Below are 24,447 nucleotides of genomic sequence, written 5' to 3' on the forward strand. Positions count from 1 at the left end.
CGGAACGGGTCCGTCCGGGACACCATGCCCGGCATGAAGGGTGATCTCTTTTCCAGTCAGCACGTGGTGGAGCCGGCCGGCGAGCCGGGCATGACGATCGAGAACGCCAAGTGCGTCCGGTACGCCGTGAACGGCGAGATGCTCGCGCGCCAGGGCGCGATGATCGCGCACCGCGGCAATCTGCGGTTCGAGCGCAAGGGCCAGGGCGTGGGCGGCATGCTCAAGCGCGCGGTCACCGGCGAGGGGCTGCCCCTGATGTCCGTACAGGGCCAGGGCGAGGCCTGGTTCGCGCACGAGGCACAGAACTGCTTCATCGTCGAGGTCGAGCCCGGCGACCAGTTCACGGTCAACGGCCGCAACGTCCTGTGTTTCGACGCCTCGCTGGCGTACGAGATCAAGACCGTGAAGGGGTCCGGCATCGCCGGCGGCGGCCTGTTCAACAGCGTGTTCACCGGACACGGCAGGCTGGGGCTGATCTGCGACGGCGATCCGCTGGTCATACCGGTGTCGCCGCAGGCACCGGTGTACGTCGACACGGACGCGGTGGTGGGCTGGACGGCCCAGCTCCAGACCTCGCTGCACCGTTCGCAGTCCATCGGGTCGATGCTGCGCGGCGGCTCGGGTGAAGCGGTCCAGCTGATGCTCCAGGGCCAGGGACACGTCGTGGTGCGCCCGAGCGAGGTGACCCCGCAGAAGGCCCAGCAGCACTGACACCCTCGCGCGGTGATCCACGCCACGCAGGCAACCCCGACGGCCGTACCGACGTCTTGATTCACAACAGTGAAGCCCTGGCCCCTGCGGTCAGGGCACATTTCGGGCGCACTATACACAGCATGTATACATGTCACGTATACACAGGGTGTATATGTGCCATGCGAGAGAGGCACGCATGTACGGCAAGGCATTCGCCCCGGAGTACCAGGGCGCGCTGACCTCCCTGTCCGTGAACTCCTCCCTGGTCGACGTGCTGACCGAGGGCGTCGAACGGCTGCGGGAGGCCGAGCGGTCCGGCCGTCTCGACGAGGAGGCGCGCTGCGGACTGGCCGTCGCCGAGGCACATCGGCGCCTCGGCCAGGTGGAGGACGCCGACCGGGCCTGGAAGGCGAGCTACCGTGCCGCGCGGGCGGCCGGGGACACGGCCGCGATGGCGTGGGCGCTGTGGAGCGGCGGCACCCTGGCCCGGCAGCGCGGCGCGTTCCCCTTGGCCCGGCGGCTGCTGGGGCTGGCGGCAGGCCTCGGCGAGCGGGGCGGGGACGTCGTCGTACGCGGCTACTCGCTGGCCGGGCTCGCCGAGACCGGCCGTATCCAGGGCGACTACGCGGCCGTGGGCCGGCTGCACGAGCAACTGCTCGCCGAGGCCCGGCGGCGCGGTGAGGCCCGGCACACCGTGTGGGCGCTGGAGGGCATCGCGCAGATGCATCGCAACACCGGCTCCTACGACCGGGCCTACGAGCTCTTCGAGGAGGCGGCGGGGATAGCGGCGCGGGCGGAGGACCGGCGCGGGCACGCCTGGGCGCTGCGCGGGCTCGCGGACATCGTGTCGGTGCGGGACGGCGACAGCGAGCGGGCCCTCACTCTGCTGTCCGAGGCGGAGCGGTCCTGCCGGACCATGAACCTGTCCAGCGCGCTGGCCTACAACCACAAGATGCGCGGCAACGTCTACTACCGGGCCGGGCGTTACGCCGAGGCGCGGACGATGTACGAGCTCGCGCTCACGGAGTTCCGCGCGATGAGCGAGCCGCGGGGGGAGGCGCTGTCGCGGCTCGGCCTGGCCAAGTCGCTGGCCCGGCTGGGCCGTGACCGCGCCGAGACGGCGGCCGAACTCGCCGACCTCGCGGACGTGCTGGAGCGGGCCGGTCTGCGGCACGCCCGGGAGATGGTGACCAGGGCCCAGGCCGAGTTCGGCGTCGCGACGGAGGCCGTCCGATGACCGTGCTCGCGCCCGTCACCGCTCCCCCGCAGGTCCTCGTCCGCTGCCGGGATCTGGTGCGGCCGGCACTGGCGACGGCGGTGGGACGGCTGCACCCCTGGGTCGGCGAGATGGCGGGGTACGCGTTCGGCTGGTGCGAGGCAGGCGGCTCCCCCGCCGCCGCCCCCTCCGGCAAGGGCGTCCGGCAGGCGCTGGCGGTGCTCGGCGCGGAGGCGGCCGGCGCACCCGCCGAGCGCGGGGTTCCGGCGGCCGTCGCGGTGGAACTGGTGCACGCCTTCTCGCTGGTGCACGACGACATCATGGACGGCGACGCCACCCGGCGCGGCCGCCCGGCCGTCTGGCAGGCGTACGGCACCGGAGCGGCCGTACTGGCCGGTGACGCCCTCTTCGCCCTCGCCGTCGAGACCCTGGCCGGCGCTCCCGGCGGCCCCGGGCCCCTGCGGCTGCTGTCGGCCGCCCTGACGGACCTGGTCCACGGGCAGGCGGACGACCTGCTGTTCGCGGCGCGGCCCTGGACCGACGTGTCCGTGCGGGAGTACCGGACGGTGGCCGAGCGGAAGACAGGCGCGCTGCTGGGGTGCGCCCTCGCGCTGGGCGCCGCGCTCGGCGGCGCGCCCGACGCCACGGTGGCCGCGCTCGACATGGCCGGACGCCATCTCGGCGTGGCGTTCCAACTGGTCGACGACGTCCTGGGCATCTGGGGCGACCCGGCCGTCACCGGCAAGCCCGTGCACGGCGATCTGCGGGAGCGGAAGAAGACGTATCCGGTGCTCGCCGCGCTCGGATCGCCCGCCGGAACCCGGCTCGCCCCACTTCTCGACACGCCGGCCCGCGCCGCGGAGGCGGCCGTGTTGATCGAGGAGGCGGGCGGGCGCGCCGCCGCGCTCGCCGAGGCCCGCCGGCACACCGCCCGGGCCGAGGCGCTGCTCGCCGGGCCGTCGCCCGCGTCGGCCGAGTTGCGCGGCCTGCTGGACTTCCTGGTGCGCAGGGACCTCTGAACCGTGTTGACCTGCGCCGTGTCCTCGGGTCAGGGTGCGAGTGGCGCGGTCTCCACCCCCGCGCCGGAAGGGTGAACCACCTTGATCGGCATCTCGGACATCGAAGCCGCGGCACAGCGCATCGCCGGGCACGTCGTACGCACGCCCACCGTCCCGAGTCCGGGGCTGACGGAACTGCTCGGCGTCCCGGTGACCGTCAAGCTCGAACTCCTCCAGCGGACGGGCTCGTTCAAGGCGCGCGGGGCCACGGCGAAACTGCTGTCGCTCACCGAGGCCGAGCGCGCGGCGGGTGTGGTGGCCGTCAGCGGCGGCAACCACGGCATCGCCCTCGCGGTGATGGCCGCGGCCCTCGACGTGAAGGCGACCGTGGTGATGCCCCGCACGGCGCCCGCCCGGTCGATCGGGCTGGTGGAGGAGGCGGGGGCGTCGGTGCGGCTCACCGACGGCATGAGCTCGGCGTTCGAGCTGGTGACGCGGTTGCGGGACGAGGGGCTGACCCTGGTCCACCCCTTCGACGACCCGGTGGTGATCGCCGCGCAGGGCACGGTGGGCCTGGAGTTCGCCGAGGACGCTGACGAGCTCACCGATGTGCTCGTCAGCATCGGCGGCGGGGGACTGATCGCGGGGGTGGCGGCGGCGCTGCGCGCCCGGCGTCCGCACGTCCGGGTGTGGGGGGTGGAGACGGAGGGTTCCGAGACCCTGTCCGAGGCGCTGGCGGCGGGCGGCCCGCTGCCGGTCGCGGTGTCGTCGATCGTGACGACGCTCAGTGCCCCGTCGGCGTCCCGGTTGACGTACGACCATGTGTCGGCGCTGGTGGAGGACGTGCTGGTGGTCCCGGACCGGGAGGCCGTGCGGGGCAGTCTGCACCTGGCCGAGCACGCCAAGGTGTGGGCAGAGCCCGCCGCCGGCTGTCTGCTGCCCGCCGCCCGGCAGGTGCTGGAGCGGGTCGGTGACGGCGCCCGGCTCGGCCTGGTGGTGTGCGGGGGCAATGTGACCCATCGCGAGATCGCGGAGTGGAGCGACCGCTTCGGGCTGCGCTGAGCGGCGGACCGCAGCCGGGCTTCTACCGTCGGTTACCCGCAGGTCGCAGACCGGCCACCGGCCGTTTTCCTCAAGTCCCGGGTAGGGGACGCCAATTGAATAAAAGGCAAGAAGGGACTTCGAGTTGCAGATTCTTTGAACAAACCCGGGCGGCTCCCGCGTACCACTGGGCAAAGACGAGGCAGGGGTTCCAGCGAGGGATGACGATGGTCAAGGCGCATGTCTCCGCACAACAGTTGGCCGCCGGCCGGTACCGGCTCCTCGAGGTCGCCGACCGCGAGCCGAACCGCATCAGCTGGTACGCGGAGGACGTGCAGACCGAACGTCCACGTCTGGTGACCCAGACGGTGCTCCCCGACGCCCTCACCGACGACGTGGTACGCCGGACGACCTCGCGCATCCTGCGGACCTCCGAGGTCCTGGGCGCGCTGCGGCCGGGCCGGGTCGCCATGGTGATCGACGCCTTCGTGGAAGCGGGCACGCTGTGGACGGTCACGGAGCTGATCGACGGCACACCGCTCAGTGAACTGCTCGTCCGGCAGACCCCGTTCGGCTTCGCGCAGGCCGCCCGGATCACCCTCGACGTGCTCGACGTGCTGGACGGCGCGCACGGCGAGGGCTACACGCACGGCGAACTCAGCCCCGGCCAGATCTTCGTCCGGGACGAGGGCCCGGTGGTGATCACCGGGTTCGGCCTGGCGGGCACGACACTGGCCCCCCGGGTCACCGCACCGTCGTACGCCTCGCCGGAGCAGGCCAGGGACGAGCGGATCGGCCCGGCCGCCGACCTGTGGGCGCTCGGCGCGATCCTCTACACGATGGTCGAGGGGCGGCCGCCGTTCCGGGACCGCGGCCGGTCCGACGCCACGTTGAAGGGCGTGGACCGGCTGCCGCTGCGCACACCGCTGCGGGCAGGTCCGCTGACCCAGGTCGTCCAGGGGCTGCTGCGCAAGAACTCCCGTGAGCGGCTGAGCCGGCCGGTGGTCCGCCAGGCTCTGACACGTGTGGTGAACGACGACCCCGGCGCGATCGGGGAGCCCGCCCCCGTGCCCCGGCTGCGCGGCGCCTATGTGGCGGCGCGGGCGTCGGGGTGGAGCCGGACCACGATGATCGGGGGGACCGCGCTGGCCGTGGTGACCGTGTCGGTCGCGGTGCTCGCCGCCACCCAGGGACTCCCGGGCGTGGACTCCTCGGGCGGCCCGGCGCCGAGCGCCACCGCGACGGCCCCGGACCCGGGCAACCGCACGGACGGCAACGCCCCCGCCGCGTCGCCCTCCCCTTCCGCCCGCGCTTCCGCACCCCCCTCCCCCTCGAAGACGGCGCCGTCGCCCTCCCCGTCGGCCACGGCCGGCGCCCTGCCCGCCGGGTTCCGCCGCTACACGGCCCCGGAGGGCTTCTCCGTGGCGCTCCCGACCGGCTGGAAGCGCCTCGACACCGCCCGGGACGACGTCGCCTATCGCGTCACCTTCGGCCCGGGCGGTGACGACCCGCGGACGCTGGCGGTCACCTACAGCACCCAGGCGGGCCCGGACCCGGTCGCGATCTGGCGGGACGACGTGGAGCCGGGGCTGGAGCAGCTGGACGGCTACCGGCGGATCGGCGGGATCGTCGCGACCGCCTACCAGGGGTACAAGTCGGCGGACATGCAGTGGCTCACCGGCACGGGCGCCGACCGGGTGCGCACCTTCGGCCGGGGCTTCCTGCTGGGCGGCGGCCGCAGCTTCTCGCTGAGGTTCACGGCCCCCGCCGCCACCTGGAACGACGCCGCGACCACCCTGGCGCAGAAGACGTTCCTGGCCACGTTTGCGCCGATATAGGCTGCCCGTCGGTACTTCAGCCCGGCAGCTTCCAGGAGTGTCCTCCGTGACCCTAGCGATCGACCCGTCCCGGACGTCCAGCGCGTCCCCGGCTCCCCTGTCCGACCTCGTGGCGCGGGACGCCCGGGAGTTCGGCGCCTATGTGCGCACCGGAGGCTGGACGTTCGGGCTGATGGTGGCCCGCAGTGTGCGACCGGGAGGGCAGGGCGCGGACGAGACGCCGAAGGTGTCGGCCAAGGAGTTCGCCGAGCTGGCCGGCTGTTCCCCGGAGCGCGTGATGCGTTACTACAGGGCCTGGGACAGGGCCGCCGACGACGGTGTGGTCCCGCACTTCGAGGCTCTCGCCCCGGGCCAGGAGGCCGAACTGCCGGACTCCGACGTCTGGCTGGACTACTACGTCTCCCGCAACAGCGCGACGTCCGAGCGCGGCACCGCGATCAGCCAGGCCGCCGAGGCCGAGGGCATCCGGCCCACCAAGGCCCTGGAGGTGGCCGAGAACCCGACCGCTCTGCGGGCCGCGATCCTCGCCGACCCCTCCACCGCCCGCGCGGCCCGCTCGGCCCTGCTGGACCGCATCAAGGAGGACCCGGACCTGCAGACGGTGCTGGCCCGTGACGTGGTGCGCACCGCCGACCTGAAGAAGGCCGTCGCCTCCGAGAGCCGCTCGGCCGACCGCATCGGATACGTCCGCCAGATCGCCGAGTCCGGACAGATCAGGACGCCCGCCGGGCAGACGGTCGAGGCCCCCGTCGAACTGCGGCAGGAGGCCGAGCGCCATCTGTCGCTCCTCGACGAGCTGGACGAGGACGAGGACACCGGCGAGTGGGCGACCGAGGCCTACGACACCATGAAGAACCTGGTCGTCGAGACGGTCGAGACGGACCCCGAACTCCGCGTCCAGGAGCAGCGCACCCGCTTCTACAGCGGTCTGCAGAAGGCGACCAGGGCGTTCGAGGAGCTGACCTTCGACGACGCCCAGGACTTCTACGAGGACGACATGGTGCGGCGCCTGGAGGAACTGCAGCGGGCCATCGGCTCCTGTCTGGCCGCACTGCGCGGAGGCAAGGGCCCCTCCTCGGTGGATTCCACAGCGGATTCCGCCGCGGAATCCGCTCACGATTGAGCGATTCTCATGTGAGAGGGGTACTAGAGGGCACCAAGCCGATCGTTCTCGGAGGTCTCTCGCGTGAACCCCATCGTGCACAGGACCCTGGTGGTGCAGCTACGCGCCGAGGGCACGACCCGCTGCCCCGTCCTCGCCCATCTGTCGTACGACGCCGAAGACCCGTTCGCCGTCACCGCGCTGTTCACCCTGGACGGCCGGGTGCTCGCCCGATGGCGACTGGACCGGCAGATGCTGAACGAGGGTCTGAGAGAGCCGGTCGGGGCCGGCGACGTACGGCTGCGTCCGGTACGGCAGGGGCGCTGGAGGGAAGTACGGATGGACTTCCTCGGCGATCCCCTGCCCGGCGGCGAACGGCACCACGCGGTGGTGTTCGCCTGGGCGCCCGCGCTGGCGTCGTTCCTGAGCGACACGTACATGGCCGTCCCGCCCGGGCGGGAGGAGATCCGCGTGGACGACCTGCTGGCGGAGATCCTCGCCACCGGCTGAGCAACCACGGTGCCCGGCTGAGTAGGCGTACTCATGCCCGGGCCCGCACGCCGCGGCCACGATGGTGCTCCCACGAGGAGGAGTCCGCCATGACCGCAGTGCACCCCGTCCCGCGCCCCGTCCCGCACCGTGTGCCGCGCCGGGTTCCGGCCGCCCTGTACGCCGGGGTGGTGGTGGCCGGCATGACCGTGTCGGCGTGGGGCGCCCGGGACCGTACGACCTGGTTCCTGGAGACGGTGTGGGTGCTGGTCGGCCTGCCGCTGGTGGCGCTGACCCGGCGGCGCTTCCCGCTGACGGGACTGCTGGCCGGGCTCCTCACCGCGCACGCGCTGGTGCTGGCCGTCGGCGGCCACTACACCTACGCCGAGGTGCCGGTGGGCGACTGGGTGCGCGACACCTTTGAGCTGTCCCGTAATCCCTACGACCGCTTCGGCCACCTCATGCAGGGTTTCGTACCGGCGGTCCTGGTCCGTGAGCTGCTCAGCCGTACCTCACCGCTGCGCGGCAGCCGCTGGCTGGCCCCGCTGACGGTGTGCACCTGCCTCGCCTTCAGCGCCTTCTTCGAGCTGCTGGAATGGCTGGCCGCCGTGATCGGCGGGCACGGCGCGGACGCCTTCCTGGCCACCCAGGGCGACGTCTGGGACACCCAGTGGGACATGTTCTGCGCACTGGTCGGGGCCACGGTGTCGGTGCTGCTGCTGAGCCGGGCGCACGACCGTCAGCTGCGGGCCCTGGAGGCGGCTCAGCGGGTGGTGTGACGGTGCCGGGACCACAGCGGCAGGCCGTACCAGCACACCAGGTACCAGGCGACGACGGCCGCGACCACCCAGGTCACATCGCTGCCGCCGGTGGCGACCCGAAGGATCAGCACCAGCGCGGAGGCCATGGTGGTCAGCAGCAGGAACAGCCCGGTCTGGGTCAGCCCGGAGGCCAGCCGCACCGCCTGCGGCTTGACCTTGCGGCCGGCGACCAGCCGGTGCAGGGAGACCGGGCCGATGAGGGCGCCGGTGGCCGCGGCGCCCAGGACGACGGTCACGATGTAGATCGTCCGGTCCACGTCGGAGAGGTCGGTGTACTTCTGCTGGAACACCACCGTGAGCAGGAAGCCGAAGAGGATCTGCACGCCGGTCTGGGCGACGCGCACCTCCTGGATGAGGTCGCCCCACATCCGGTCGGCACGCTCCTCCTCGCTCTCGTCGCGCCCCTGCCGCCGCTCCTGGTCGGTCATGGGGAGCGTGTAACCATCGGGCCCGCCGTTCAAACCGGCGGGCCCGTCGTCCCAATGACCCGGTCCGGGCTACCAGCGGCTCTCGACCTGGTCCTTGATCCGGCGGTCGTAGAGGTCGCGGATGGCGGTGACCGTCTGTGCCGGCAGCTCCGGGAGCTTGGCGGCGGCCGCGTTGCCGCGGGCCTGCTCGGCGTTGCGGGCGCCCGGGATCACCGTGGTCACACCCGGCTGCCCGATGATCCAGCGCAGGGCGAGCTGAGCCGGGGTGTACCCCTCGGGGGCGAGTGCGGCGAACTCCGCGGCGGCCTCGACGCCCGTCGTGTAGTCGACGCCGGAGAAGGTCTCGCCCTGGTCGAAGGCCTCGCCGTGCCGGTTGTAGGTGCGGTGGTCGTCGGCCGCGAAGACGGTGTCCTTGGTGTACTTGCCGGACAGCAGACCGGAGGCGAGCGGCACGCGCGCGATGATGCCGACGCCGGCCTCCTGGGCGGCCGGCAGCACCTCGCGCAGCGGCTTCATGCGGAACGGGTTGAGAATGATCTGGACGCTGGCCACGCCCGGGCGGGCGATCGCGGTGAGCGCCTCCGCGCAGGTCTCGACGCTGACGCCGTAGGAAGCGATGCGTTCCTCCTCGACCATCGTGTCGAGGGCGTCGAACACCTCGTCCGAGGAGTAGACCGGGGTCGGCGGGCAGTGCAGCTGGACCAGGTCCAGCCGGTCCACGCCGAGGTTGCGGCGGGACCGGTCGTTCCACGCGCGGAAGTTGTCCAGGACGTAGTTCTCCGGGATCTGGTCGACCCGGCGCCCCATCTTGGTGGCCACCATGACATGCAGATCGGGCCTGCCGCGCAGGAAGGCGGCGATGGTCTGCTCGCTGCGCCCGTCACCGTAGACGTCGGCGGTGTCGAAGAACGTCACCCCCGACTCGGCCGCGGCCTCCAGAACGGCCAGGGCCTCCTTGTCGTCCACGTCGCCCCAGTCGGCGCCCAGCTGCCAGGTGCCGAGGCCGACGACGGATGCCCACTGCTGCGACCTGCCGATTACACGTTCGTCCATGCGGCCAGTCTGCCACCCACCGCCGACAACGGTGTCAGGGGTCTGCTCTGCCTGGCGGAACCCGGGTCTCGGGCCGGTCACGGACCTCCCTCGCCGGCCGCTCCGCGGACCCTGACCAGGGCGTCAACTGGGCCTGGACGGCCGGGCCGTAGCGGTCGGCGAGGTCGTCGATCGCGGAGTCGCGCAGCCTTGGGCCGCGGGCTATGCCGTACATCACGCCGAGGCCGATGAGCTGGGCGACGGCGAGTTCGGCGCGCAGTCCGGCGTCGGGGCCGGTGAGCCGGGCGGTCACGCGGTCGACCACCTGGGCGCGGAAGTTGGCGCGCAGCACGTCTCCGTGGTCGCCGTGCAGGGGGGCGAAGACGATCCGCAGCAGCGGGTCGGCGCCCCGGTCGCGCTGGCCCTCCAGGACGTGCCGGACCATGTGCCGGCCGAGGTCGTCCAGGGGTGCGTCGAGCAGGGCGGCCGCGTCGGTGTCGAAGGACATCACGCGGGCGAACAGGCTGTCCTTGTTGCCGAAGTACTTGAGGATCAGGGGCGCGCTGACCCCGGCGCGTTCGGCGACGTCCTTGAGCGTGATGTCGGCGTGCGCACGCCGGGCGAGGAGGTGGCGGGCGGCCTTGAGGATGGCGGCCTTGGTGGCCTCCGCGTCGCGGCGGGCGGGGGCGGGCGCGGAACCGGCGCCGGCGTCGGGTCGGGTGCTCACGGCACTCATGCTCCCTCCAGCGCGTCGTCCCGGGCGCCCCGGGTGCGGGCCTTGGCGCGCAGGGCGTCGTCCGTGGCCTTGTCCCCGGGTATGGACAGGGCTGCGGCGCTGGCGGCGAGGGCGATGACGCCGGCCATCGCGAACGCCAGCAGATAGCCGTGCAGCGTGGGCAGCTGGGCACCGCCGACGAGGCTGGTGTGATGGGTGAGGACGGCGGCCACGGCCGCGCTGGAGGTGGCCTGGCCGATGGTCCGCATGAGGACGTTCACGCCGTTGGCGGAGGCGGTCTGGCCCGCCGGGACGGCCCGCAGGATCAGCGTGGGCAGCGCGGAGTAGGCGAGGGTGGTGCCGGTGGCGACGACGGTGGCGCCCAGGATGATCATCCAGAGGTCGCGGCTGTCGGCGATGCGCACCGCGTAGCCGCAGGCGATGACGGCGGCACCGAGGGCGAGGGTGACGCGCGGGCCGCGCGAGGCCGAGATCCGGGCGGAGAGCGGCGAGAACAGCAGCATGGTGATGCCGCCGGGGAGCAGACACAGGCCGGTGGCGACGATGGACAGGCCCAGGCCGTACCCGGTGGCCTTCGGCGCCTGCACCAGCTGGGCGGTGACCAGGGAGTTGGCGTAGAAGGCGAACCCGGTGAGCAGCGCGGCGACATGGGACAGGCCGACCCGGGGCCGGGAGACCAGATGCAGGTCGACCAGGGGCTGCTCGGTGTGCAGCTGCTGCCACCACCACAGGGCCAGGACGAGGACGGCGGCGGCGAACAGTCCGAGCACCCGCGGGCTGCCCCAGCCCCACTGGCCGCCCTGGGAGACGCCGAGCAGCAGGCAGGTCAGCGCGACGGCCAGGCCGAGCGCGCCGAGCACGTCGAACCGCCCGGGTTCGCGCACCGGTGACTCCCGCACGGCCCACCACACGGCCGACACGCCCAGCGCCCCGAGGAGGCTGGTCAGCCAGAACATGGTGTGCCAGTCGTAGTACTGCACCACCAGCGCGGCCAGCGGCAGGCCCAGCGCGGCGCCGATGCCGACGGTGGAGCTCATCAGCGCCACCGCCGATCCCCGCCGCTCGGGCGGCAGTTCGTCGCGCAGGATGCTGATCGACAGCGGTACGACGGAGGCGGCGGCGCCTTGCAGGGCGCGGGCGACGATGAGCACCGTGATGTCGGACGACAGGGCGCACATCACGGAGCCCACGGTCATCAGCGCGAGGGCCCCGGTGAGCACCCGGCGCTTGCCGTACATGTCGCCGGCCCGGCCGAGCACCGGGGTGAGCACGGCTCCCGCGAGCAGGGTCGCGGTCACCATCCAGGAGACCGCGCCGGCCGAGGAGTGGGTGAGCCTCGGCAGGTCCGGGAGCAGGGGGACGACCACCGTCTGCATGACGGCCATCAGGATCCCGCCGAAGGCCAGTACCGGGATGGTCAGCCGCTCCCGCAGCCGGGGCGGTGCGAGGGACGAGCCCGAGGGGCCGGCTGTCGGGGCGGGGTGGTCCATCGGCGCTCCTGCGTGCGGCACAGATATGAAGGTGAATACGAATTCACCCTATCGAGTGAATCGCCTTTCACCAACTCGTGCCGCCCTCAACGGGCCGCCGCGGCGCGCGCTCAGGACCGGGAGTGCAGGGCGCGCGCGGCGCGTGGCCCGGCCCACCTCTTGAACCGGCGCAACACCTCCAGCCGTCCGGCCGCCTTGTCGATCCCGTAGTAGATCTGCGGGGGCACGTACGGCAGCAGCGGCGAGTGACGCTGACCGAGCAGGGCGAACATGCGGTGCGCCGGGAGGTCGATGTAGCGGGGCAGGTTCTCGTACCACTGGGCGCTGAGCCGGGCGGCGCTCTGGGCGGAGACCAGTTCGGCCCTGCGCTGCCGTTCGTAGGCGACGAGGGCCTGCGGTACGGCCCCGTGCCTGCGCAGGGCGTCGGCGAGGCACATCGCGTCCTCCAGCGCGAGGGTGGTGCCGGCGCCGATGGAGTAGTGGGTGGTGTGGGCGGCGTCGCCGAGCAGGACGAGGTTGCCGTGGTGCCAGGTCCGGTTGGTGACCGTGCGGAAGGTGGGCCAGGCGGTCGCCGAGGAGCCGCCGATCAGCGGCCGGCCCTCCAGGATGCCGGCGAACAGCTTCTCCAGCAGGGCCAGTTGGTCGGCCTCGTTCAGAGTGTCGAGGCCGAGGCCGGTGAGGGTCCGGGGGGCGCACTCGATGACGCAGGTGCTGTGCCCGTCGTCGTAGGGGTAGCCGTAGCACCAGACCCAGCCGTGCTCGGTCTCGGCGAAGGCGAAGGTGAAGGAGTCGAAGACCTTGGCGGTGCCGAGCCACACGTAGTGGTTGCGGCCCTCGGTGGCCTCCGCGCCGAGGGCGTCGGCGTGCCGTGCGCGCAGGGCGCTGTGGATGCCGTCGGCGGCGACGACCAGGTCCGCCTCGGGGAGGTCGTCGGGCGTGATCTCGCTCTCGAACTCCAGTCGTACGCCGAGGGACCGGGCGCGGGCGGCGAGGATCTCCAGGAGGCGGTGGCGGCCGATGCCGTGGCCCGGGTCGCCGGGCCGCCGGGTGACCTGGTCGCGGACGTGGGCGACGCCCTGGTTCCAGCGCACCGAGCTCTCCTCGACGGCACGCGCCGACTCGGGGTCGTACGTGTGCAGCCGGTCCATCAGGGCACGCCAGCAGGTGACGCCCCAGCCGTAGGTCGAGCCTTCGGGGTTGCGCTCATGGACGGTGATGTCGTGGGACGGATTCTGCCGCTTGAGCAGGATTGCCAGATACAGGCCTGCGGGCCCGCCTCCGACGCAGACGACCTTCACACGCACCCCTGGAAACTACCGAATGTGTTTAATTGGCACCGCAGGGTAGCAGCGGAGGCGGGTCCGGCCGGGTTTTCGAATCACGCCAGATTGACGGCGTGAGCCACGCCACCCGGGCAGTGGATCGTTGCGAAGGATCACCGGAAACACCCTCGACCCGGCAAGGAATTCCCCGTTCCGGTACGTGTGGCCCACCCATCGCAGCAAGATCATCTTTGTTAAATCTTGTATGACATGTAGTCAATTGTCCTGATCATGGCCAACCCGGTCCGGGCGATTTCTCCCGCTCGGAAATCCGCGGATAGGCATACGGAGTCATCACCCGCACCCAGCACAGGAGCATCCGTATGCCCGAACTCACCCGGCGTCGCGCACTCACCGCCGCGGCCGCCCTCGCCGCGGCGGCCGGCACCACGGCCCTGATCGCCCCCGGCACCCCGGCCGCAGCTCACCCGCAGGAGGGAGCCCTCGAACCCTTCGACGAGGTCTACAAGGGCCGCCGGATACAGGGCCGTCCGGCGGGCACGGACGGCACGGGCGGCATGGGGAACATGGGCGGCATGGGCGGTCACCACCACGGACACGGCGCCGGCTACGTGGTGTCCGTGGACGGGGTCGAGCTGCACGTCATGCGGAATGCGGACGGCAGCTGGATCAGCGTGGTCAGCCACTACGAGCCGGTGCGCACCCCGCGTGCCGCCGCCCGCGCCGCGGTGGACGAGCTGCAGGGCGCGCCGCTGCTGCCGTTCCCCGCCAACTGACCACCCGCGCAAGGACTTCCGGAGTTCCGAAGCACATGACCATACGCAAGAACCAGGCCGGTCTGTCCGCCGACGAGAAGCGGTGTTTCGTCGCCGCCGTCATCGAGCTGAAGCGCAGCGGCCGGTACGACGACTTCGTGCGCACGCACAACGCCTTCATCATGTCCGACACCGACGAATCGGAACGCACCGGCCACCGTTCGCCGTCGTTCCTGCCCTGGCACCGCAGATTCCTGCTCGACTTCGAGCAGGCGCTGCAGTCGGTGGACTCCTCGGTGGCACTGCCCTACTGGGACTGGAGCACCGACCGCACCGTCCGTGCCGCGCTGTGGGCGCCGGACTTCCTCGGCGGCACCGGGCGCAGCTCGGACGGACGGGTGACCGACGGGCCGTTCGCCGCGGCGGGCGGGAAATGGCCGCTCAACGTCCGGGTGGACGGGCGTACTTATCTGCGCAGGGCGCTCGGGACGGGCGTGCGGGAGCTGCCCACCCGGGCCGAGGTCGAATCGGTGCTGGCCATGCCGACGTACGACATGGCGCCCTGGAACAGCGCCTCGGACGGCTTCCGGAACCATCTGGAGGGCTGGCGCGGGGTCAATCTGCACAACCGGGTCCACGTCTGGGTCGGCGGGCAGATGGCCACCGGGGTCTCTCCCAACGACCCGGTGTTCTGGCTGCACCACGCCTTCATCGACAAGCTGTGGGCCGAGTGGCAGCGCCGGCATCCGCAGTCGGCCTACGTGCCGGGCGGCGGGACGCCGGACGTCGTCGACCTGAACGAGACGATGAAGCCGTGGAACGACGTGCGGCCGGCGGACCTGCTCGACCACACGCGGTTCTACACGTTCGACGCCTGAGCGCCTCTGATCAGGCGTCCGCCGTTCGGCACTCCGGGTGGCCCCAGCTCTGCCCGTTCTTCGCGATCGGCTCACCCGCCGCGTAGGAGCGGCCGCACAGGCAGCGGCCGGGGAACTTGGCCTTGATGGTGCGCGACGAGGCGCCGCCGGCGGCGCTCCTGCGCGGTGCCGCCTTGCGGCGCGGGGCACCGGCGGAGGAGGCGGAGGTCGGCGAGGGCGGCGGTACCGGGGAGCCGAGGGCGCTGCCCGCGGCCTCCTGGGCCGTCGCCGCCTGGCTGGCCGCGCGGTCGGCGAAGTCGTTCAGCGGGTCGCCGTCCACCTGGTGGGCGGGCACGTACCGGAAGTCGACCGTGCGGCCGTCGAGGAGCGCGTCGATGCGGACCACCAGGTCCTGGTTGGCGACCGGCTTGCCCGCCGAGGTCTTCCAGCCGTTGCGCTTCCAGCCGGGCAGCCAGGCGGTGACCGCCTTCATGGCGTACTGCGAGTCCATCCGCACCTCGAGCGGCACGTCCGGGGCGACGGCCGTCAGCAGCCGCTCCAGCGCGGTCAGTTCGGCCACGTTGTTGGTGGCCTTGCCGAGCGGGCCGGCCTCCCAGCGGTCCGGAGTCGCCGCGTCGTCGGACACCACCCAGGCCCAGCCGGCCGGTCCCGGGTTTCCCTTTGAAGCCCCGTCGCACGCGGCCACCACTCGTTCACGCATGGGCCCGATCATGCCACGGCCGGCCGGGGCCCCCGGCCGTGGCCCGGGTCCGCCCTGGTCAGACGTCCTTGACCGAAGGCTGCTCGCCCTCGGTGGTGGTGATGTCGATCACGGAGAAGTTTGCGCCCTGCGGGTCGGTGAGCGCCGCGAACCTGCCGAAGGGGCTGCTCATCGGGCCGAAGCGCAGCACCGCACCCTGCTTGACGGCCTTGGCGACGGCCTCGTCGCAGTCGTCGACGGTGAAGTAGACATTGACGTACGAGGGCACCTCGGGCGGGAAGTCGTCGGTCATCCCCATCCGGCCCAGGACCGTGTTCCCGCCCACGTCGAACATCCGGAAGTCGACGTTGTCGTCCTCGACCTGCCGGGCCGTGTAGGAGAAGACGGCGGTGAAGAAGGCGTCGGCCTTCGCGGGCTCGCGGGTGAAGACCTCCGCCCAGCAGTAGGCGCCGGGCACCGCCGTGGCCTCGAAGCCCTCGTGGACGCCGCCCTGCCAGATGCCGAACACGGCGCCGCTGGGCTCGCGCGCCAGGCACATCGTGCCGAAGTCGCCGACCTGCATCGGCTCCATCAGCACCTCGCCGCCGTTCTCCCGGATCCGCGCGGCGACGGCCGCCGCGTCCGGCGAGGCGAAGTACAGACACCACTGCGACTGTCCCTCCTGGCCGGGCATGGGCGGTACGACGGCGGCGACGGCCTTGCCGTTCGCGTAGGCCCGCGTGTAGTTGCCGTACTCCGACGCCGACTCGCCGAACGTCCAGCCGAGGACCTCCCCGTAGAAGCTCTCGGCCCCCTCCAGGTCGCTGAACATGGCGTCGGCCCAGCAGGGGGTTCCTTCAGGTTGTACCGCCATGCCCGCGGCCCTTCCGATCGCACGGATTCTCCCCGGTTCCTCACGCTAGCCATCCGGCGGACCGCCCGCGCGCCGAACACCGGACTCCGGCGGACACTGGGAAGGACGACCGGGTGGCCTTCGGCGGACGGGGCACGGCATGGCGGACGTGATGCGGGCGTGGACGGTGGAGCGGCCCGGACCGGTGGAGGCGGATCCGCTGCGCCTGGTCGAGCGTGCGGTACCGGCCCCCGGGGCCGGTGAGCTGCTGGTCCGGGTGCGCGCCTGCGGGGTGTGCCGGACCGATCTGCATGTCACGGAGGGCGATCTGCCCGTCCACCGGCCCGGGGTGACGCCCGGGCACGAGGTGGTGGGCGAGGTCGCGGGCCTGGGGACCGGGGTGGCGGACTTCGCGGTGGGCGACCGGGTGGGGGTGGCCTGGCTGCGGCGCACGGACGGGACCTGCGCCTACTGCCGGCGAGGCGCCGAGAACCTGTGTCCGCACTCGGAGTACACCGGCTGGGACGCGGACGGCGGCTACGCGGAGTACACGACCGTGCCGGCGGACTTCGCCTACCGGCTGCCCGGCGCCGTGGACGACGTGGCGCTCGCCCCGCTGCTGTGCGCCGGGATCATCGGCTACCGCGCGCTGCGCCGGGCCGCGCTGCCGCCGGGCGGCCGGCTCGGCTTGTACGGCTTCGGGGGCAGCGCCCACCTGTGCGCGCAGGTGGCGCTCGCGGAAGGCGCGACCGTGCATGTGCTGACCCGGGGTGCCGAGGCCCGCCGGCTGGCCCTGGAGCTGGGCGCGGCCTCGGCCCGGGGTGCCTCCGAGGCGCCGCCCGAGCCGCTGGACAGCGCCGTCCTGTTCGCACCGGTCGGCACTCTGGTGCCGGTCGCGCTGCGCGCCCTGGACCGGGGCGGGGTGCTCGCGGTGGCGGGCATCCACCTCAGCGACGTACCGGCGCTGAACTACGAGCGGGAGTTGTTCTACGAGCGGGAGCTGCGCAGCGTCACCTCCAACACCCGGGACGACGGGCGGGAGTTCCTGGCCCTGGCCGAGCGGCACCAGGTGCGCGCGACCACCCACGCCTACCCGCTGTCCGAGGCCCCGCGGGCCCTGCGGGACCTGAAGGCCGGGCGCTTCGACGGGGCCGCGGTGCTGGTCAACGACCTTTCCTGAGTCCAACCCGCGCCGCACCCGAGCACCGGAGCGATCAACGGCGCACGATCAGGAGACACCACCTTTTCCACCCCGGACATCGGGTTTGCACAACCAAGGCGCGCAACCGCCCCTTTCACGCCGTACCCGTAGATCACCGCGGCTGTTTGGCTGGTCCTTGCGCGGCGCCACCTCGCACACCACCGACCCTCCGGGTCACCTCTGTTCGCCTCTCTGCTGGAGGGAATGTGTCCACACCGGACAGCGTCATCGGTTCCGCCGTCGACGAGCCCGAGCCGGATCCGACCACCGACGCGGAGCTCACCAGTCTGAGCACCCGGGCGGCGCGTCAGCTCGCCACGACCACCAAGTCCGAACCGCAGATGCAGGCCATCACCTCACGATGGCTGCTGAAGACGCTGCCGTGGGTGGACGTGAAGGGCGGCGCCTACCGGGTCAACCGGCGTCTCCAGCTGCGCACCGGACGCGGCCGGGTGAGCTTCGAGCAGAACGGCGGCGACGACATCCGGGTCATCCCGGGAACCCTCACCGAGCTGCCCGTCCTGCGGGGTTACGACGACCTGGACGCGCTGACCCAGATCGCCGAGCGGTTCCAGCCCCGCGAAGTACGTGCCGGCCAGGTGCTGTTCGAGGCCGGACAGCCGGTCACCGAGACCTACCTGGTCGTGCACGGCCGCTTCATCCGGTTCGCCACCGGCAAGTACGGCGAGGAAGAGGTCGTCGGAGTCGTCACGGACGGCGACCAGATGGGCGACGAGGCGGTCGGCCAGACCGACCCGCTCTGGCTCACCTCGGTCCGGGCCGAGACGGCCGGGGTGGTGCTGGCGCTGCCCTGGACGGTCGTCGAGGAGATCATGGACCGGGTGCCGTCGCTGGGCGCGCATCTCCAGGCGTACGTCGACCGGCAGCGGCTGCCGATGAACCGCAAGGGCGAGGCCGAGGTGCCGGTACAGGCCGGCCACCGGGGCGAGCCGACCCTGCAGGGCGGCTTCGTGGACTACGAACTCACGCCGCGCGAGTACGAGTTGTCGCTCACCCAGACCGTCCTGCGGGTGCACTCCCGGGTCGCCGACCTCTACAACAACCCGATGGACCAGACCCAGCAGCAGCTGCGCCTCACGGTCGAGGAGATCCGTGAACGCCAGGAGTGGGAACTGGTCAACAACCGGGAGTTCGGGCTGCTGCACAACATCGACTACGGGCAGCGGATCAGCTCCTTCACCGGCCCGCCGACACCGGACGACATGGACGAGCTGATCTCCATGCGCCGCAAGACCAAGGTGATCCTGGCGCATCCCAAAGCGATCGCGGCGTTCTTCCGGCAGTGCAACCGGCGCGGCCTCGTGCCGCCCAGCGCGAACATCGACGGGCACGAGATCCCGGCCTGGCGCGGGGTCCCGATCTATCCGTGCAGCAAGATCCCGATCAGCGACGACCACACCAGCAGCATCATCGCGCTGCGCACCGGCGAGGCCGACCAGGGGGTCATCGGCCTCTACCAGACCGGCATCCCCGAGGAGTTCCAGCCCGGCCTGAACGTCCGCTTCATGGGCGTCAACGAGCAGGCCATCGTCAACTACCTGGTCACCGCCTACTACTCGCTGGCCATCCTGGTCCCCGACGCGGCCGGGATCCTGGAGAACGTCCAGCTCGGCCGCACCGCCGACTGACGGCCTGGAGCACAGTCATCATGACCACACCCACCACCTCCTACGTCCCGCCCGGGCCGCCGAGCATCGCGCGGAGTCTGCGCCCGGCCAGGCGTACCGGGGCGGTCCCCGGACTGCACTACCGTCCGGCGGTGCCCGCCGACCCGGCGAAGGCCGCCGAACTCGACCTCCGACTGGAGACCTGGGCACGGGAACTCGACCTGTTCCCGGAAGCCTGGAAGGGGGACTTCTCGGGCTTCCAGTTCGGCCGGGCCGTCGTACTCCAGCATCCGGGCGGTCTCGACCTGGACCGGCTCACCGTCGCCGGCAAGCTGCTGCTCGCCGAGAACATCGTGGACTCCTGCTACTGCGAGGAGGACGAGGGGCGCGGCGGCTCCCGGCGCGGGCTCGGCGGCCCGCTGATCATCGCCCAGTCGGCGCTCGACCCGTACCACGGCGTCCCGGAGCTGGAGGAGGAGTGGCGCGAGGGCATCCGGTCCGACGGTCCGCTGCGCTCGTACCACTTCGCCCTCGCGGAGTTCGCGGAGTTCGCCACCCCCAGCCAGACCGACCGGTTCGTGCACGACGTCGCCCGGCTGCACCTCGGGTACCTGGGCGAGGCCGCCTGGATGGAGACCGGGTACATGCCGCGGGTCTGGGAGTACCTGGTGATGCGGCAGTTCAACAACTTCCGGCCGTGTCTGTCGATCGTGGACGCGGTGGACGGCTACGAACTGCCCGAGCCGCTCTACGCCCGCCCGGAGGTCCAGCGGATCACGGCGCTGGCCTGCAACGCGACCACGATCGTCAACGACCTGTACTCCTTCACCAAGGAGCTGGCGAGCGATCCGGACCACCTCAACCTGCCCCAGGTGGTGGCCGCCAACGACCGGCGCGGGCTGAAGGCGGCCTATCTGAAGTCCGTCGACATCCACAACCGGATCATGGAGGCCTTCGAGGAGGAGTCGGCCGCGCTGACCGCCGGCTCGCCGTTGCTCGCACGCTACGCGGAGGGCCTCGCCGCCTGGGTCTCGGGCAACCACGAATGGCACTCCACCAACACCAACCGCTACCACCTGCCCGACTACTGGTAGCGGCGGGTCCCTCCGCACCACCCGTACCACCGGCACCACCCGAAACACCGTCAGAAACACTTCGAGGAGAACCTGTTGACCACTGCGCCTGTCGCTCGGAAGACCACCACGTCCGCCCCGGTGCCGACCCAGTCCAGGTACCAGAACAGCGTCGCGGAGTACTGGAACGCCGAGGAGAACCCGGTCAACCTCGAACTCGGAAAGATCGACGACCTCTACCACCACCACTACGGCATCGGTGAGGCCGACTGGTCGGTACTCGACGAGACCGACCCCGAACTGCGCAGGGAGCGCGTCACCAGCGAGCTGCACCGCCTGGAGCACGCGCAGGCCGAACTGCTCGCCGGGCATCTGGGACCGCTCACCGCCGACGACCGGGTCTTCGACGCCGGCTGCGGCCGGGGCGGCGGCAGCATCGTGGCGAACCTGCGCTACGGCTGCCACGCCGACGGAGTCACCATCTCCGCCAAGCAGGCCGGCTTCGCCAACGACATGGCCCGCAAGCGGGAGGTCGGCGACAAGGTCCGCTACCACCACCGGAACATGCTGGACACCGGCTTCGAGACCGGCGCGTACGCGGCCTCCTGGAACAACGAGTCCACGATGTACGTCGAGCTGGAACTGCTCTTCGCCGAGCACGCCCGGCTGCTGCGCCGCGGCGGCCGCTACGTCACCGTCACCGGCTGCTACAACAACACCTACGGGCAGGCCTCGCGCGAGGTGTCCCTGATCAACGCCCACTACATCTGCGACATCCACCCGAGGTCGGAGTACTTCCGGGCGATGGCGAACAACCGGCTGGTGCCGGTCCATGTGGAGGACCTCACCGAGGCGGCCATCCCGTACTGGGAGTTGCGCAAGCAGGCCGACCACCTGGTCACGGGGATCGAGGACGCCTTCCTCACCGCGTACAAGAACGGCAGCTTCCAGTACCTGCTGATCGTGGCCGACCGGGTCTGACCCGGGACGGCGCGGGCGCGGGGCGGTGTCCGCGGACACCGCCGCGCGTCGCCGTGCGGGTCACTCGCCCGCGTACGCCTTCTTCAGCTCGGCGATGTCCAGCTTGCCCATCGCGTACATCGCCCGGGTGGTGCGGGCCGCCCGCTCCGGGTCGGCGTCGCCGATCATCTCGATCAGTCCCTCCGGGATGACCTGCCAGGAGACTCCGTACCGGTCCTTGAGCCAGCCGCACGGGCCGGGCTCGCCGCCGTTCTCGGCGAGCTTGGTCCAGTAGTGGTCGACCTCCTCCTGCCCGTCGCAGTAGATCTGGAAGGAGATCGCCTCGTTGAACTTGAACTGCGGGCCGCCGTTGAGGGCGACGAACTTGTGCCCGTTGGCCGTGAAGTCGACGGCGATCACCGATCCGGCGGGGCCCGGTCCGGCCTCGGTGTAGTGGCCGATCCGCCCGATGCCGGAGTTCTTGAAGATCGACACGTAGTAGTGGGCGGCCTCCTCGGCCTGGCCGTCGAACCAGAGACACGTGGTGAATCCGTCGGTGGTCATGGGCACCTCCTGGAGCGTGGAACAGGGTCATCTGTACCGACCCCCACACGGCGGGAAACTCATCGCCGGCCGCTCATCAGGACACCTAGCATGCCGACCATGATCTCTTCGTCAGCCGTCGAACCGTTTCGTGTCTCGATCCCCCAGAGCGACCTCGACGACCTCCACGACCGGCTCGACCGCACCCGCTGGCCGGCCGAGCTGCCGGGCGCCGGCTGGGAGTACGGCGTACCGACGCCGTACCTGCGGGAGCTCGCGCACTACTGGCGGCACGAGTACGACTGGCGGGCGGCCGAGGCGGAGCTCAACGCGTGGCCCCAGTTCACGACGGTGATCGACGGCGCTCACGTCCACTTCGCCCACATCCGCTCCGCCGAGCCGGACGCCACCCCGCTGGTCATCACCCACGGCTGGCCGGGCTCGGTCGTGGAGTTCCTGGACGTGGTCGGCCCGCTCACGGATCCCGCCGCGCACGGCGGGGATCCGGCCGACGCCTTCCACGTGGTGGTGCCGAGCGTCCCGGGTTTCGGTTTCTCCGGTCCCACCTCGGCGCCCGGCTGGGAGGCGGGCCGGATCGCGGACGCCTGGGCCGAGCTGATGGGGCGGCTGGGTTACGAGCGGTTCGGCGCGCAGGGCGGCGACTGGGGTGCGGCGATCTCGCGCGAACTGGGCCGCGCCCATCCCGAGCGGGTGATCGGCGTCCACCTCAATCTGCTGCCGGGCGCCCAGCAGGCCACCGAGCCCACGGCCGAGGAGCTGGCCGCGCTCGGCCCCGAGGAGCAGGCGCACACCCTTGACTCCTGGCACCGCTGGGCCGCCTGGTCCCGGGAGAGCACCGGGTACGCGGTCCTGCAGAGCACCCGCCCGCACACCCCCGGCTTCGCGCTCACCGACTCGCCGGTGGGACAGCTCGCCTGGATCGTCGAGAAGTTCCAGGAGTGGACGGACTCCGAGGAGCTGCCGGAGGAGGCCGTGGACCGGGACCGGCTGCTGACCGACGTGATGCTGTACTGGCTGACCGGCACGGCCGCCTCGTCCGCCCGCGTCTACTGGGAGCGGGCGCACGCCGCCGGCCTCCGCGCCACCGCGCCCTCCCTGCCGTCGACGGCACCGACCGCCCTCGCGCTCTTCCCGGCCGAACCCCAGCGTCCGCTGCGGCACAAGGCCGACCGCACGGAGAACATCGTGCGCTGGACGGAGTTCGACCGGGGCGGACATTTCCCGGCGATGGAGGAGCCGGACCTGCTGGTGGGCGACGTCCGGGCGTTCTTCCGGCAGTTGCGGGAGCAGGGCGCGGCCTGACCCGCCGTCAGGCGACCAGGCACAGCCCGTTGTAGGGCGCGGGCCGGCCGGCAGCGGTCTGCCGGGCGAACTCGGAGTGGACCAGGGACAGCAGGTTCCCGAGGTCGAGTCCGAGGGCGTGGGCGGCGGCCGCGAGGACCTCGGAGGAGGCCTCCTTGCGGCCGCGCTCGATCTCCGAGAGATACGGCAGGGAGATCCTGGCGGTCTCGGCGACCTCCTTGAGGGTCCGTTCCTGGTCCAGCCGCTCGCGCCGCAGGACGTCTCCGACCAGGTCACGCCAGAGGGGCTCTCTCGGCTCCGGGTCCGGCTGGCGCGGGCGCAGCGGAATGACAGGGGCGTGGTCGCGCGGTTGGCTGCTCACTCCGACAGCCTAAAAGCAGTGGCCCCTCGCAGGAGCGGATCGGCATGCTGCCCGGCATGGATACGGTGGAGTGCACGGGAACGGGGCCGGAGCTGCGGGACACCTTCGACCAGGACGCGGAGCGGTACCTGCGTGCACGGCCCCGCTATCCCCCCTCTCTGGTGGCGGAGCTGAGTCGGGTCACCGCTGCCGGCCCGGGGGTGCGCGTGCTGGAGATCGCTCCGGGCACCGGGCAGCTCACCGTGGACCTCGCCGGGTCCGGCTGTGCGATCACGGCCGTGGAGCTGGGGCCGTCCCTGGCCGCGGTGGCCCGCCGGAAGCTGGCCGCGTTCCCCGCCGTGGACGTCGTGACCGCGGACTTCGAGCGGTGGGAGCCGCCCGCGGAGCCGTTCGACGCGGTGGTGTGCGCGACCGCGTTCCACTGGATCGACCCCGCGGTCCGGGTGCCCAGGGCGGCCCGGGCACTGCGCGCCGGCGGACTGCTCGCCGTCGTCACCACCCACCATGTGGCGGGAGGCACCGAGGCCTTCTTCGCCGACGTGCAGGAGTGCTACGAGCGCTGGGACCCGGCCACCCCGCCGGGACTGCGGCAGACCCCCGAGTCGGAGATCATCCCCGACACCGCCGAGTTCAGCGGCTCCCCCTACTTCACGGACGTCACCGTGCACGGCCACTCCCAGGAGATCACGTACACCACCGACGCCTATCTGGACGTACTCCTCACCTACTCCAACCACCGCGCCCTGCCCGAATCCGCCCGGAAGGGGTTGCTGGACGGTGTCCGGGACCTCATCGACTCGCGGTACGACGGTGTGGTCACCAAGCGGTACCGGCACGAACTGATCACGGCCGTCCGCGTCGGAGACTGAGCGGTTGACCACCGGACGTCGACGACCTTTTTCCGCCAGCCGTGTAAACGGGGTGCATGCGACGCGTCACCCCGGGTACTCGTCGTTCAAGCACGCATGGGATGTCCGACAGCGGGTACCCGGGCCAGGGCGATCAACTGGACAAGGCCGGAACGAC

25 protein-coding genes are annotated in these 24,447 nt (G+C 71.8%); 16 read left to right on the forward strand and 9 right to left on the reverse strand.

Features of this window, described 5'->3' with window-relative positions:
* Window positions 1-33: 33 nt before the first annotated feature.
* From ACZ4O3_RS10985 to ACZ4O3_RS11020, 8 genes are all read left to right on the forward strand, one after another.
* A complete protein-coding gene (locus ACZ4O3_RS10985; protein ID WP_467721943.1) occupies window positions 34-711 on the forward strand; it encodes an AIM24 family protein in 678 nt (225 codons plus the stop codon).
* A gap of 178 nt (window positions 712-889) precedes the next feature.
* The gene (locus tag ACZ4O3_RS10990) at window positions 890-1,930 is read left to right on the forward strand and encodes a tetratricopeptide repeat protein (RefSeq protein WP_467721944.1); all 1,041 of its coding nucleotides are present in this window, start codon (window positions 890-892) and stop codon (window positions 1,928-1,930) included.
* Entirely contained in the window at window positions 1,927-2,928 is a 1,002-nt protein-coding gene (locus tag ACZ4O3_RS10995) for a polyprenyl synthetase family protein (protein WP_467721945.1), read from the forward strand. Before ACZ4O3_RS10990 ends, ACZ4O3_RS10995 begins: the two co-directional genes overlap by 4 nt.
* Before the next feature lie 81 nt (window positions 2,929-3,009).
* Complete coding sequence (locus tag ACZ4O3_RS11000) at window positions 3,010-3,969, forward strand: threonine/serine dehydratase (RefSeq protein WP_467721946.1); 960 nt, start codon at window positions 3,010-3,012, stop codon at window positions 3,967-3,969.
* A gap of 200 nt (window positions 3,970-4,169) precedes the next feature.
* A complete protein-coding gene (locus tag ACZ4O3_RS11005; RefSeq protein ID WP_467721947.1) occupies window positions 4,170-5,786 on the forward strand; it encodes a serine/threonine protein kinase in 1,617 nt (538 codons plus the stop codon).
* Between the two features lie 46 nt (window positions 5,787-5,832).
* Window positions 5,833-6,909 carry a hypothetical protein gene (locus ACZ4O3_RS11010; RefSeq protein WP_467721948.1) on the forward strand — a complete coding sequence of 359 codons (1,077 nt, stop codon included), beginning with the start codon at window positions 5,833-5,835 and terminating at the stop codon, window positions 6,907-6,909.
* 63 nt (window positions 6,910-6,972) lie between these two features.
* Window positions 6,973-7,398 (forward strand): SsgA family sporulation/cell division regulator, encoded by a 426-nt coding sequence (locus tag ACZ4O3_RS11015; RefSeq protein ID WP_467721949.1) that lies wholly within the window; start codon window positions 6,973-6,975, stop codon window positions 7,396-7,398.
* A gap of 89 nt (window positions 7,399-7,487) precedes the next feature.
* Window positions 7,488-8,156 carry a DUF2238 domain-containing protein gene (locus ACZ4O3_RS11020; protein ID WP_467721950.1) on the forward strand — a complete coding sequence of 223 codons (669 nt, stop codon included), beginning with the start codon at window positions 7,488-7,490 and terminating at the stop codon, window positions 8,154-8,156.
* Here ACZ4O3_RS11020 and ACZ4O3_RS11025 read toward each other — a convergent pair.
* The 5 genes from ACZ4O3_RS11025 to ACZ4O3_RS11045 form a co-directional block, all read right to left on the reverse strand.
* Window positions 8,141-8,626, reverse strand: coding sequence for a DUF6328 family protein (locus tag ACZ4O3_RS11025; RefSeq protein WP_362727301.1), 486 nt, complete (start codon window positions 8,624-8,626; stop codon window positions 8,141-8,143). The genes ACZ4O3_RS11020 and ACZ4O3_RS11025 overlap by 16 nt on opposite strands.
* Window positions 8,627-8,695: 69 nt before the next feature.
* Window positions 8,696-9,679: an aldo/keto reductase gene (locus ACZ4O3_RS11030; RefSeq protein ID WP_362727304.1), complete on the reverse strand. Its 984-nt coding sequence runs from the start codon at window positions 9,677-9,679 to the stop codon at window positions 8,696-8,698.
* 34 nt (window positions 9,680-9,713) lie between these two features.
* Window positions 9,714-10,394: a TetR/AcrR family transcriptional regulator gene (locus ACZ4O3_RS11035; RefSeq protein ID WP_467721951.1), complete on the reverse strand. Its 681-nt coding sequence runs from the start codon at window positions 10,392-10,394 to the stop codon at window positions 9,714-9,716.
* Window positions 10,391-11,884 carry an MFS transporter gene (locus ACZ4O3_RS11040; RefSeq protein WP_467721952.1) on the reverse strand — a complete coding sequence of 498 codons (1,494 nt, stop codon included), beginning with the start codon at window positions 11,882-11,884 and terminating at the stop codon, window positions 10,391-10,393. Before ACZ4O3_RS11040 ends, ACZ4O3_RS11035 begins: the two co-directional genes overlap by 4 nt.
* 110 nt (window positions 11,885-11,994) lie before the next feature.
* Window positions 11,995-13,188, reverse strand: a complete 1,194-nt coding sequence (locus ACZ4O3_RS11045; protein ID WP_362721984.1) for an FAD-dependent monooxygenase — start codon at window positions 13,186-13,188, stop codon at window positions 11,995-11,997.
* A 341-nt stretch (window positions 13,189-13,529) separates the two neighbouring features.
* On the opposite strand from ACZ4O3_RS11045, the gene melC1 reads away from it, so the two are divergent.
* Together melC1 and melC2 are read left to right on the forward strand one after the other, a co-directional pair.
* On the forward strand, window positions 13,530-13,943 hold the full coding sequence (gene melC1, locus ACZ4O3_RS11050; protein WP_467721953.1) for an apotyrosinase chaperone MelC1: 414 nt from the start codon (window positions 13,530-13,532) through the stop codon (window positions 13,941-13,943).
* A 35-nt stretch (window positions 13,944-13,978) separates the two neighbouring features.
* Window positions 13,979-14,800 (forward strand): tyrosinase MelC2, encoded by an 822-nt coding sequence (melC2, locus tag ACZ4O3_RS11055; protein ID WP_467721954.1) that lies wholly within the window; start codon window positions 13,979-13,981, stop codon window positions 14,798-14,800.
* A 10-nt stretch (window positions 14,801-14,810) separates the two neighbouring features.
* Here the strand turns inward: melC2 and ACZ4O3_RS11060 are convergent, their stop codons facing one another.
* Both ACZ4O3_RS11060 and ACZ4O3_RS11065 read right to left on the reverse strand, forming a co-directional pair.
* Window positions 14,811-15,512 carry a ribonuclease H family protein gene (locus tag ACZ4O3_RS11060; RefSeq protein ID WP_467721955.1) on the reverse strand — a complete coding sequence of 234 codons (702 nt, stop codon included), beginning with the start codon at window positions 15,510-15,512 and terminating at the stop codon, window positions 14,811-14,813.
* Window positions 15,513-15,558: 46 nt separating this feature from the next.
* Window positions 15,559-16,353, reverse strand: coding sequence for a VOC family protein (locus tag ACZ4O3_RS11065; protein WP_467721956.1), 795 nt, complete (start codon window positions 16,351-16,353; stop codon window positions 15,559-15,561).
* A 151-nt stretch (window positions 16,354-16,504) separates the two neighbouring features.
* Here ACZ4O3_RS11065 and ACZ4O3_RS11070 point away from each other — a divergent pair, with 151 nt between their 5' ends.
* The 4 genes from ACZ4O3_RS11070 (at window position 16,505) to ACZ4O3_RS11085 (ending at window position 21,215) form a co-directional block, all read left to right on the forward strand.
* Complete coding sequence (locus ACZ4O3_RS11070; RefSeq protein WP_467722180.1) at window positions 16,505-17,512, forward strand: zinc-binding alcohol dehydrogenase family protein; 1,008 nt, start codon at window positions 16,505-16,507, stop codon at window positions 17,510-17,512.
* A 227-nt stretch (window positions 17,513-17,739) separates the two neighbouring features.
* Window positions 17,740-19,182: a family 2B encapsulin nanocompartment shell protein gene (locus ACZ4O3_RS11075; RefSeq protein WP_362718638.1), complete on the forward strand. Its 1,443-nt coding sequence runs from the start codon at window positions 17,740-17,742 to the stop codon at window positions 19,180-19,182.
* Between the two features lie 20 nt (window positions 19,183-19,202).
* Window positions 19,203-20,255, forward strand: a complete 1,053-nt coding sequence (locus ACZ4O3_RS11080; RefSeq protein ID WP_362718635.1) for a family 2 encapsulin nanocompartment cargo protein terpene cyclase — start codon at window positions 19,203-19,205, stop codon at window positions 20,253-20,255.
* Window positions 20,256-20,330: 75 nt separating this feature from the next.
* Window positions 20,331-21,215 (forward strand): geranyl diphosphate 2-C-methyltransferase, encoded by an 885-nt coding sequence (locus ACZ4O3_RS11085; protein ID WP_362718632.1) that lies wholly within the window; start codon window positions 20,331-20,333, stop codon window positions 21,213-21,215.
* A gap of 60 nt (window positions 21,216-21,275) precedes the next feature.
* Here the strand turns inward: ACZ4O3_RS11085 and ACZ4O3_RS11090 are convergent, their stop codons facing one another.
* Window positions 21,276-21,758 (reverse strand): VOC family protein, encoded by a 483-nt coding sequence (locus ACZ4O3_RS11090; protein ID WP_362718629.1) that lies wholly within the window; start codon window positions 21,756-21,758, stop codon window positions 21,276-21,278.
* 99 nt (window positions 21,759-21,857) lie between these two features.
* Here ACZ4O3_RS11090 and ACZ4O3_RS11095 point away from each other — a divergent pair, with 99 nt between their 5' ends.
* Complete coding sequence (locus ACZ4O3_RS11095; RefSeq protein ID WP_467721957.1) at window positions 21,858-23,060, forward strand: epoxide hydrolase family protein; 1,203 nt, start codon at window positions 21,858-21,860, stop codon at window positions 23,058-23,060.
* 7 nt (window positions 23,061-23,067) lie between these two features.
* Here the strand turns inward: ACZ4O3_RS11095 and ACZ4O3_RS11100 are convergent, their stop codons facing one another.
* Window positions 23,068-23,421, reverse strand: coding sequence for a helix-turn-helix domain-containing protein (locus tag ACZ4O3_RS11100; RefSeq protein WP_362718623.1), 354 nt, complete (start codon window positions 23,419-23,421; stop codon window positions 23,068-23,070).
* 56 nt (window positions 23,422-23,477) lie between these two features.
* On the opposite strand from ACZ4O3_RS11100, the gene ACZ4O3_RS11105 reads away from it, so the two are divergent.
* Window positions 23,478-24,290 (forward strand): class I SAM-dependent methyltransferase, encoded by an 813-nt coding sequence (locus tag ACZ4O3_RS11105; protein ID WP_467721958.1) that lies wholly within the window; start codon window positions 23,478-23,480, stop codon window positions 24,288-24,290.
* Window positions 24,291-24,447: the final 157 nt, after the last annotated feature.

The sequence above is a fragment of the Streptomyces sp. NPDC026515 genome, assembly GCF_055567595.1.

Coding starts and splice junctions, on each gene's coding strand:
- ACZ4O3_RS11105 (WP_467721958.1), top strand. CDS start 23,478: ATGGATACGGTGGAGTGCACGGGAACGGGGCCGGAGCTGCGGGACACC.
- ACZ4O3_RS11035 (WP_467721951.1), bottom strand. CDS start 10,394: ATGAGTGCCGTGAGCACCCGACCCGACGCCGGCGCCGGTTCCGCGCCC.
- ACZ4O3_RS11060 (WP_467721955.1), bottom strand. CDS start 15,512: ATGATCGGGCCCATGCGTGAACGAGTGGTGGCCGCGTGCGACGGGGCT.
- ACZ4O3_RS11030 (WP_362727304.1), bottom strand. CDS start 9,679: ATGGACGAACGTGTAATCGGCAGGTCGCAGCAGTGGGCATCCGTCGTC.
- ACZ4O3_RS10990 (WP_467721944.1), top strand. CDS start 890: ATGTACGGCAAGGCATTCGCCCCGGAGTACCAGGGCGCGCTGACCTCC.
- ACZ4O3_RS11090 (WP_362718629.1), bottom strand. CDS start 21,758: ATGACCACCGACGGATTCACCACGTGTCTCTGGTTCGACGGCCAGGCC.
- ACZ4O3_RS10995 (WP_467721945.1), top strand. CDS start 1,927: ATGACCGTGCTCGCGCCCGTCACCGCTCCCCCGCAGGTCCTCGTCCGC.
- ACZ4O3_RS11065 (WP_467721956.1), bottom strand. CDS start 16,353: ATGGCGGTACAACCTGAAGGAACCCCCTGCTGGGCCGACGCCATGTTC.
- ACZ4O3_RS11095 (WP_467721957.1), top strand. CDS start 21,858: ATGATCTCTTCGTCAGCCGTCGAACCGTTTCGTGTCTCGATCCCCCAG.
- ACZ4O3_RS10985 (WP_467721943.1), top strand. CDS start 34: ATGAAGGGTGATCTCTTTTCCAGTCAGCACGTGGTGGAGCCGGCCGGC.
- melC1 (WP_467721953.1), top strand. CDS start 13,530: ATGCCCGAACTCACCCGGCGTCGCGCACTCACCGCCGCGGCCGCCCTC.
- melC2 (WP_467721954.1), top strand. CDS start 13,979: ATGACCATACGCAAGAACCAGGCCGGTCTGTCCGCCGACGAGAAGCGG.
- ACZ4O3_RS11025 (WP_362727301.1), bottom strand. CDS start 8,626: ATGACCGACCAGGAGCGGCGGCAGGGGCGCGACGAGAGCGAGGAGGAG.
- ACZ4O3_RS11070 (WP_467722180.1), top strand. CDS start 16,505: ATGCGGGCGTGGACGGTGGAGCGGCCCGGACCGGTGGAGGCGGATCCG.
- ACZ4O3_RS11080 (WP_362718635.1), top strand. CDS start 19,203: ATGACCACACCCACCACCTCCTACGTCCCGCCCGGGCCGCCGAGCATC.
- ACZ4O3_RS11040 (WP_467721952.1), bottom strand. CDS start 11,884: ATGGACCACCCCGCCCCGACAGCCGGCCCCTCGGGCTCGTCCCTCGCA.
- ACZ4O3_RS11005 (WP_467721947.1), top strand. CDS start 4,170: ATGACGATGGTCAAGGCGCATGTCTCCGCACAACAGTTGGCCGCCGGC.
- ACZ4O3_RS11020 (WP_467721950.1), top strand. CDS start 7,488: ATGACCGCAGTGCACCCCGTCCCGCGCCCCGTCCCGCACCGTGTGCCG.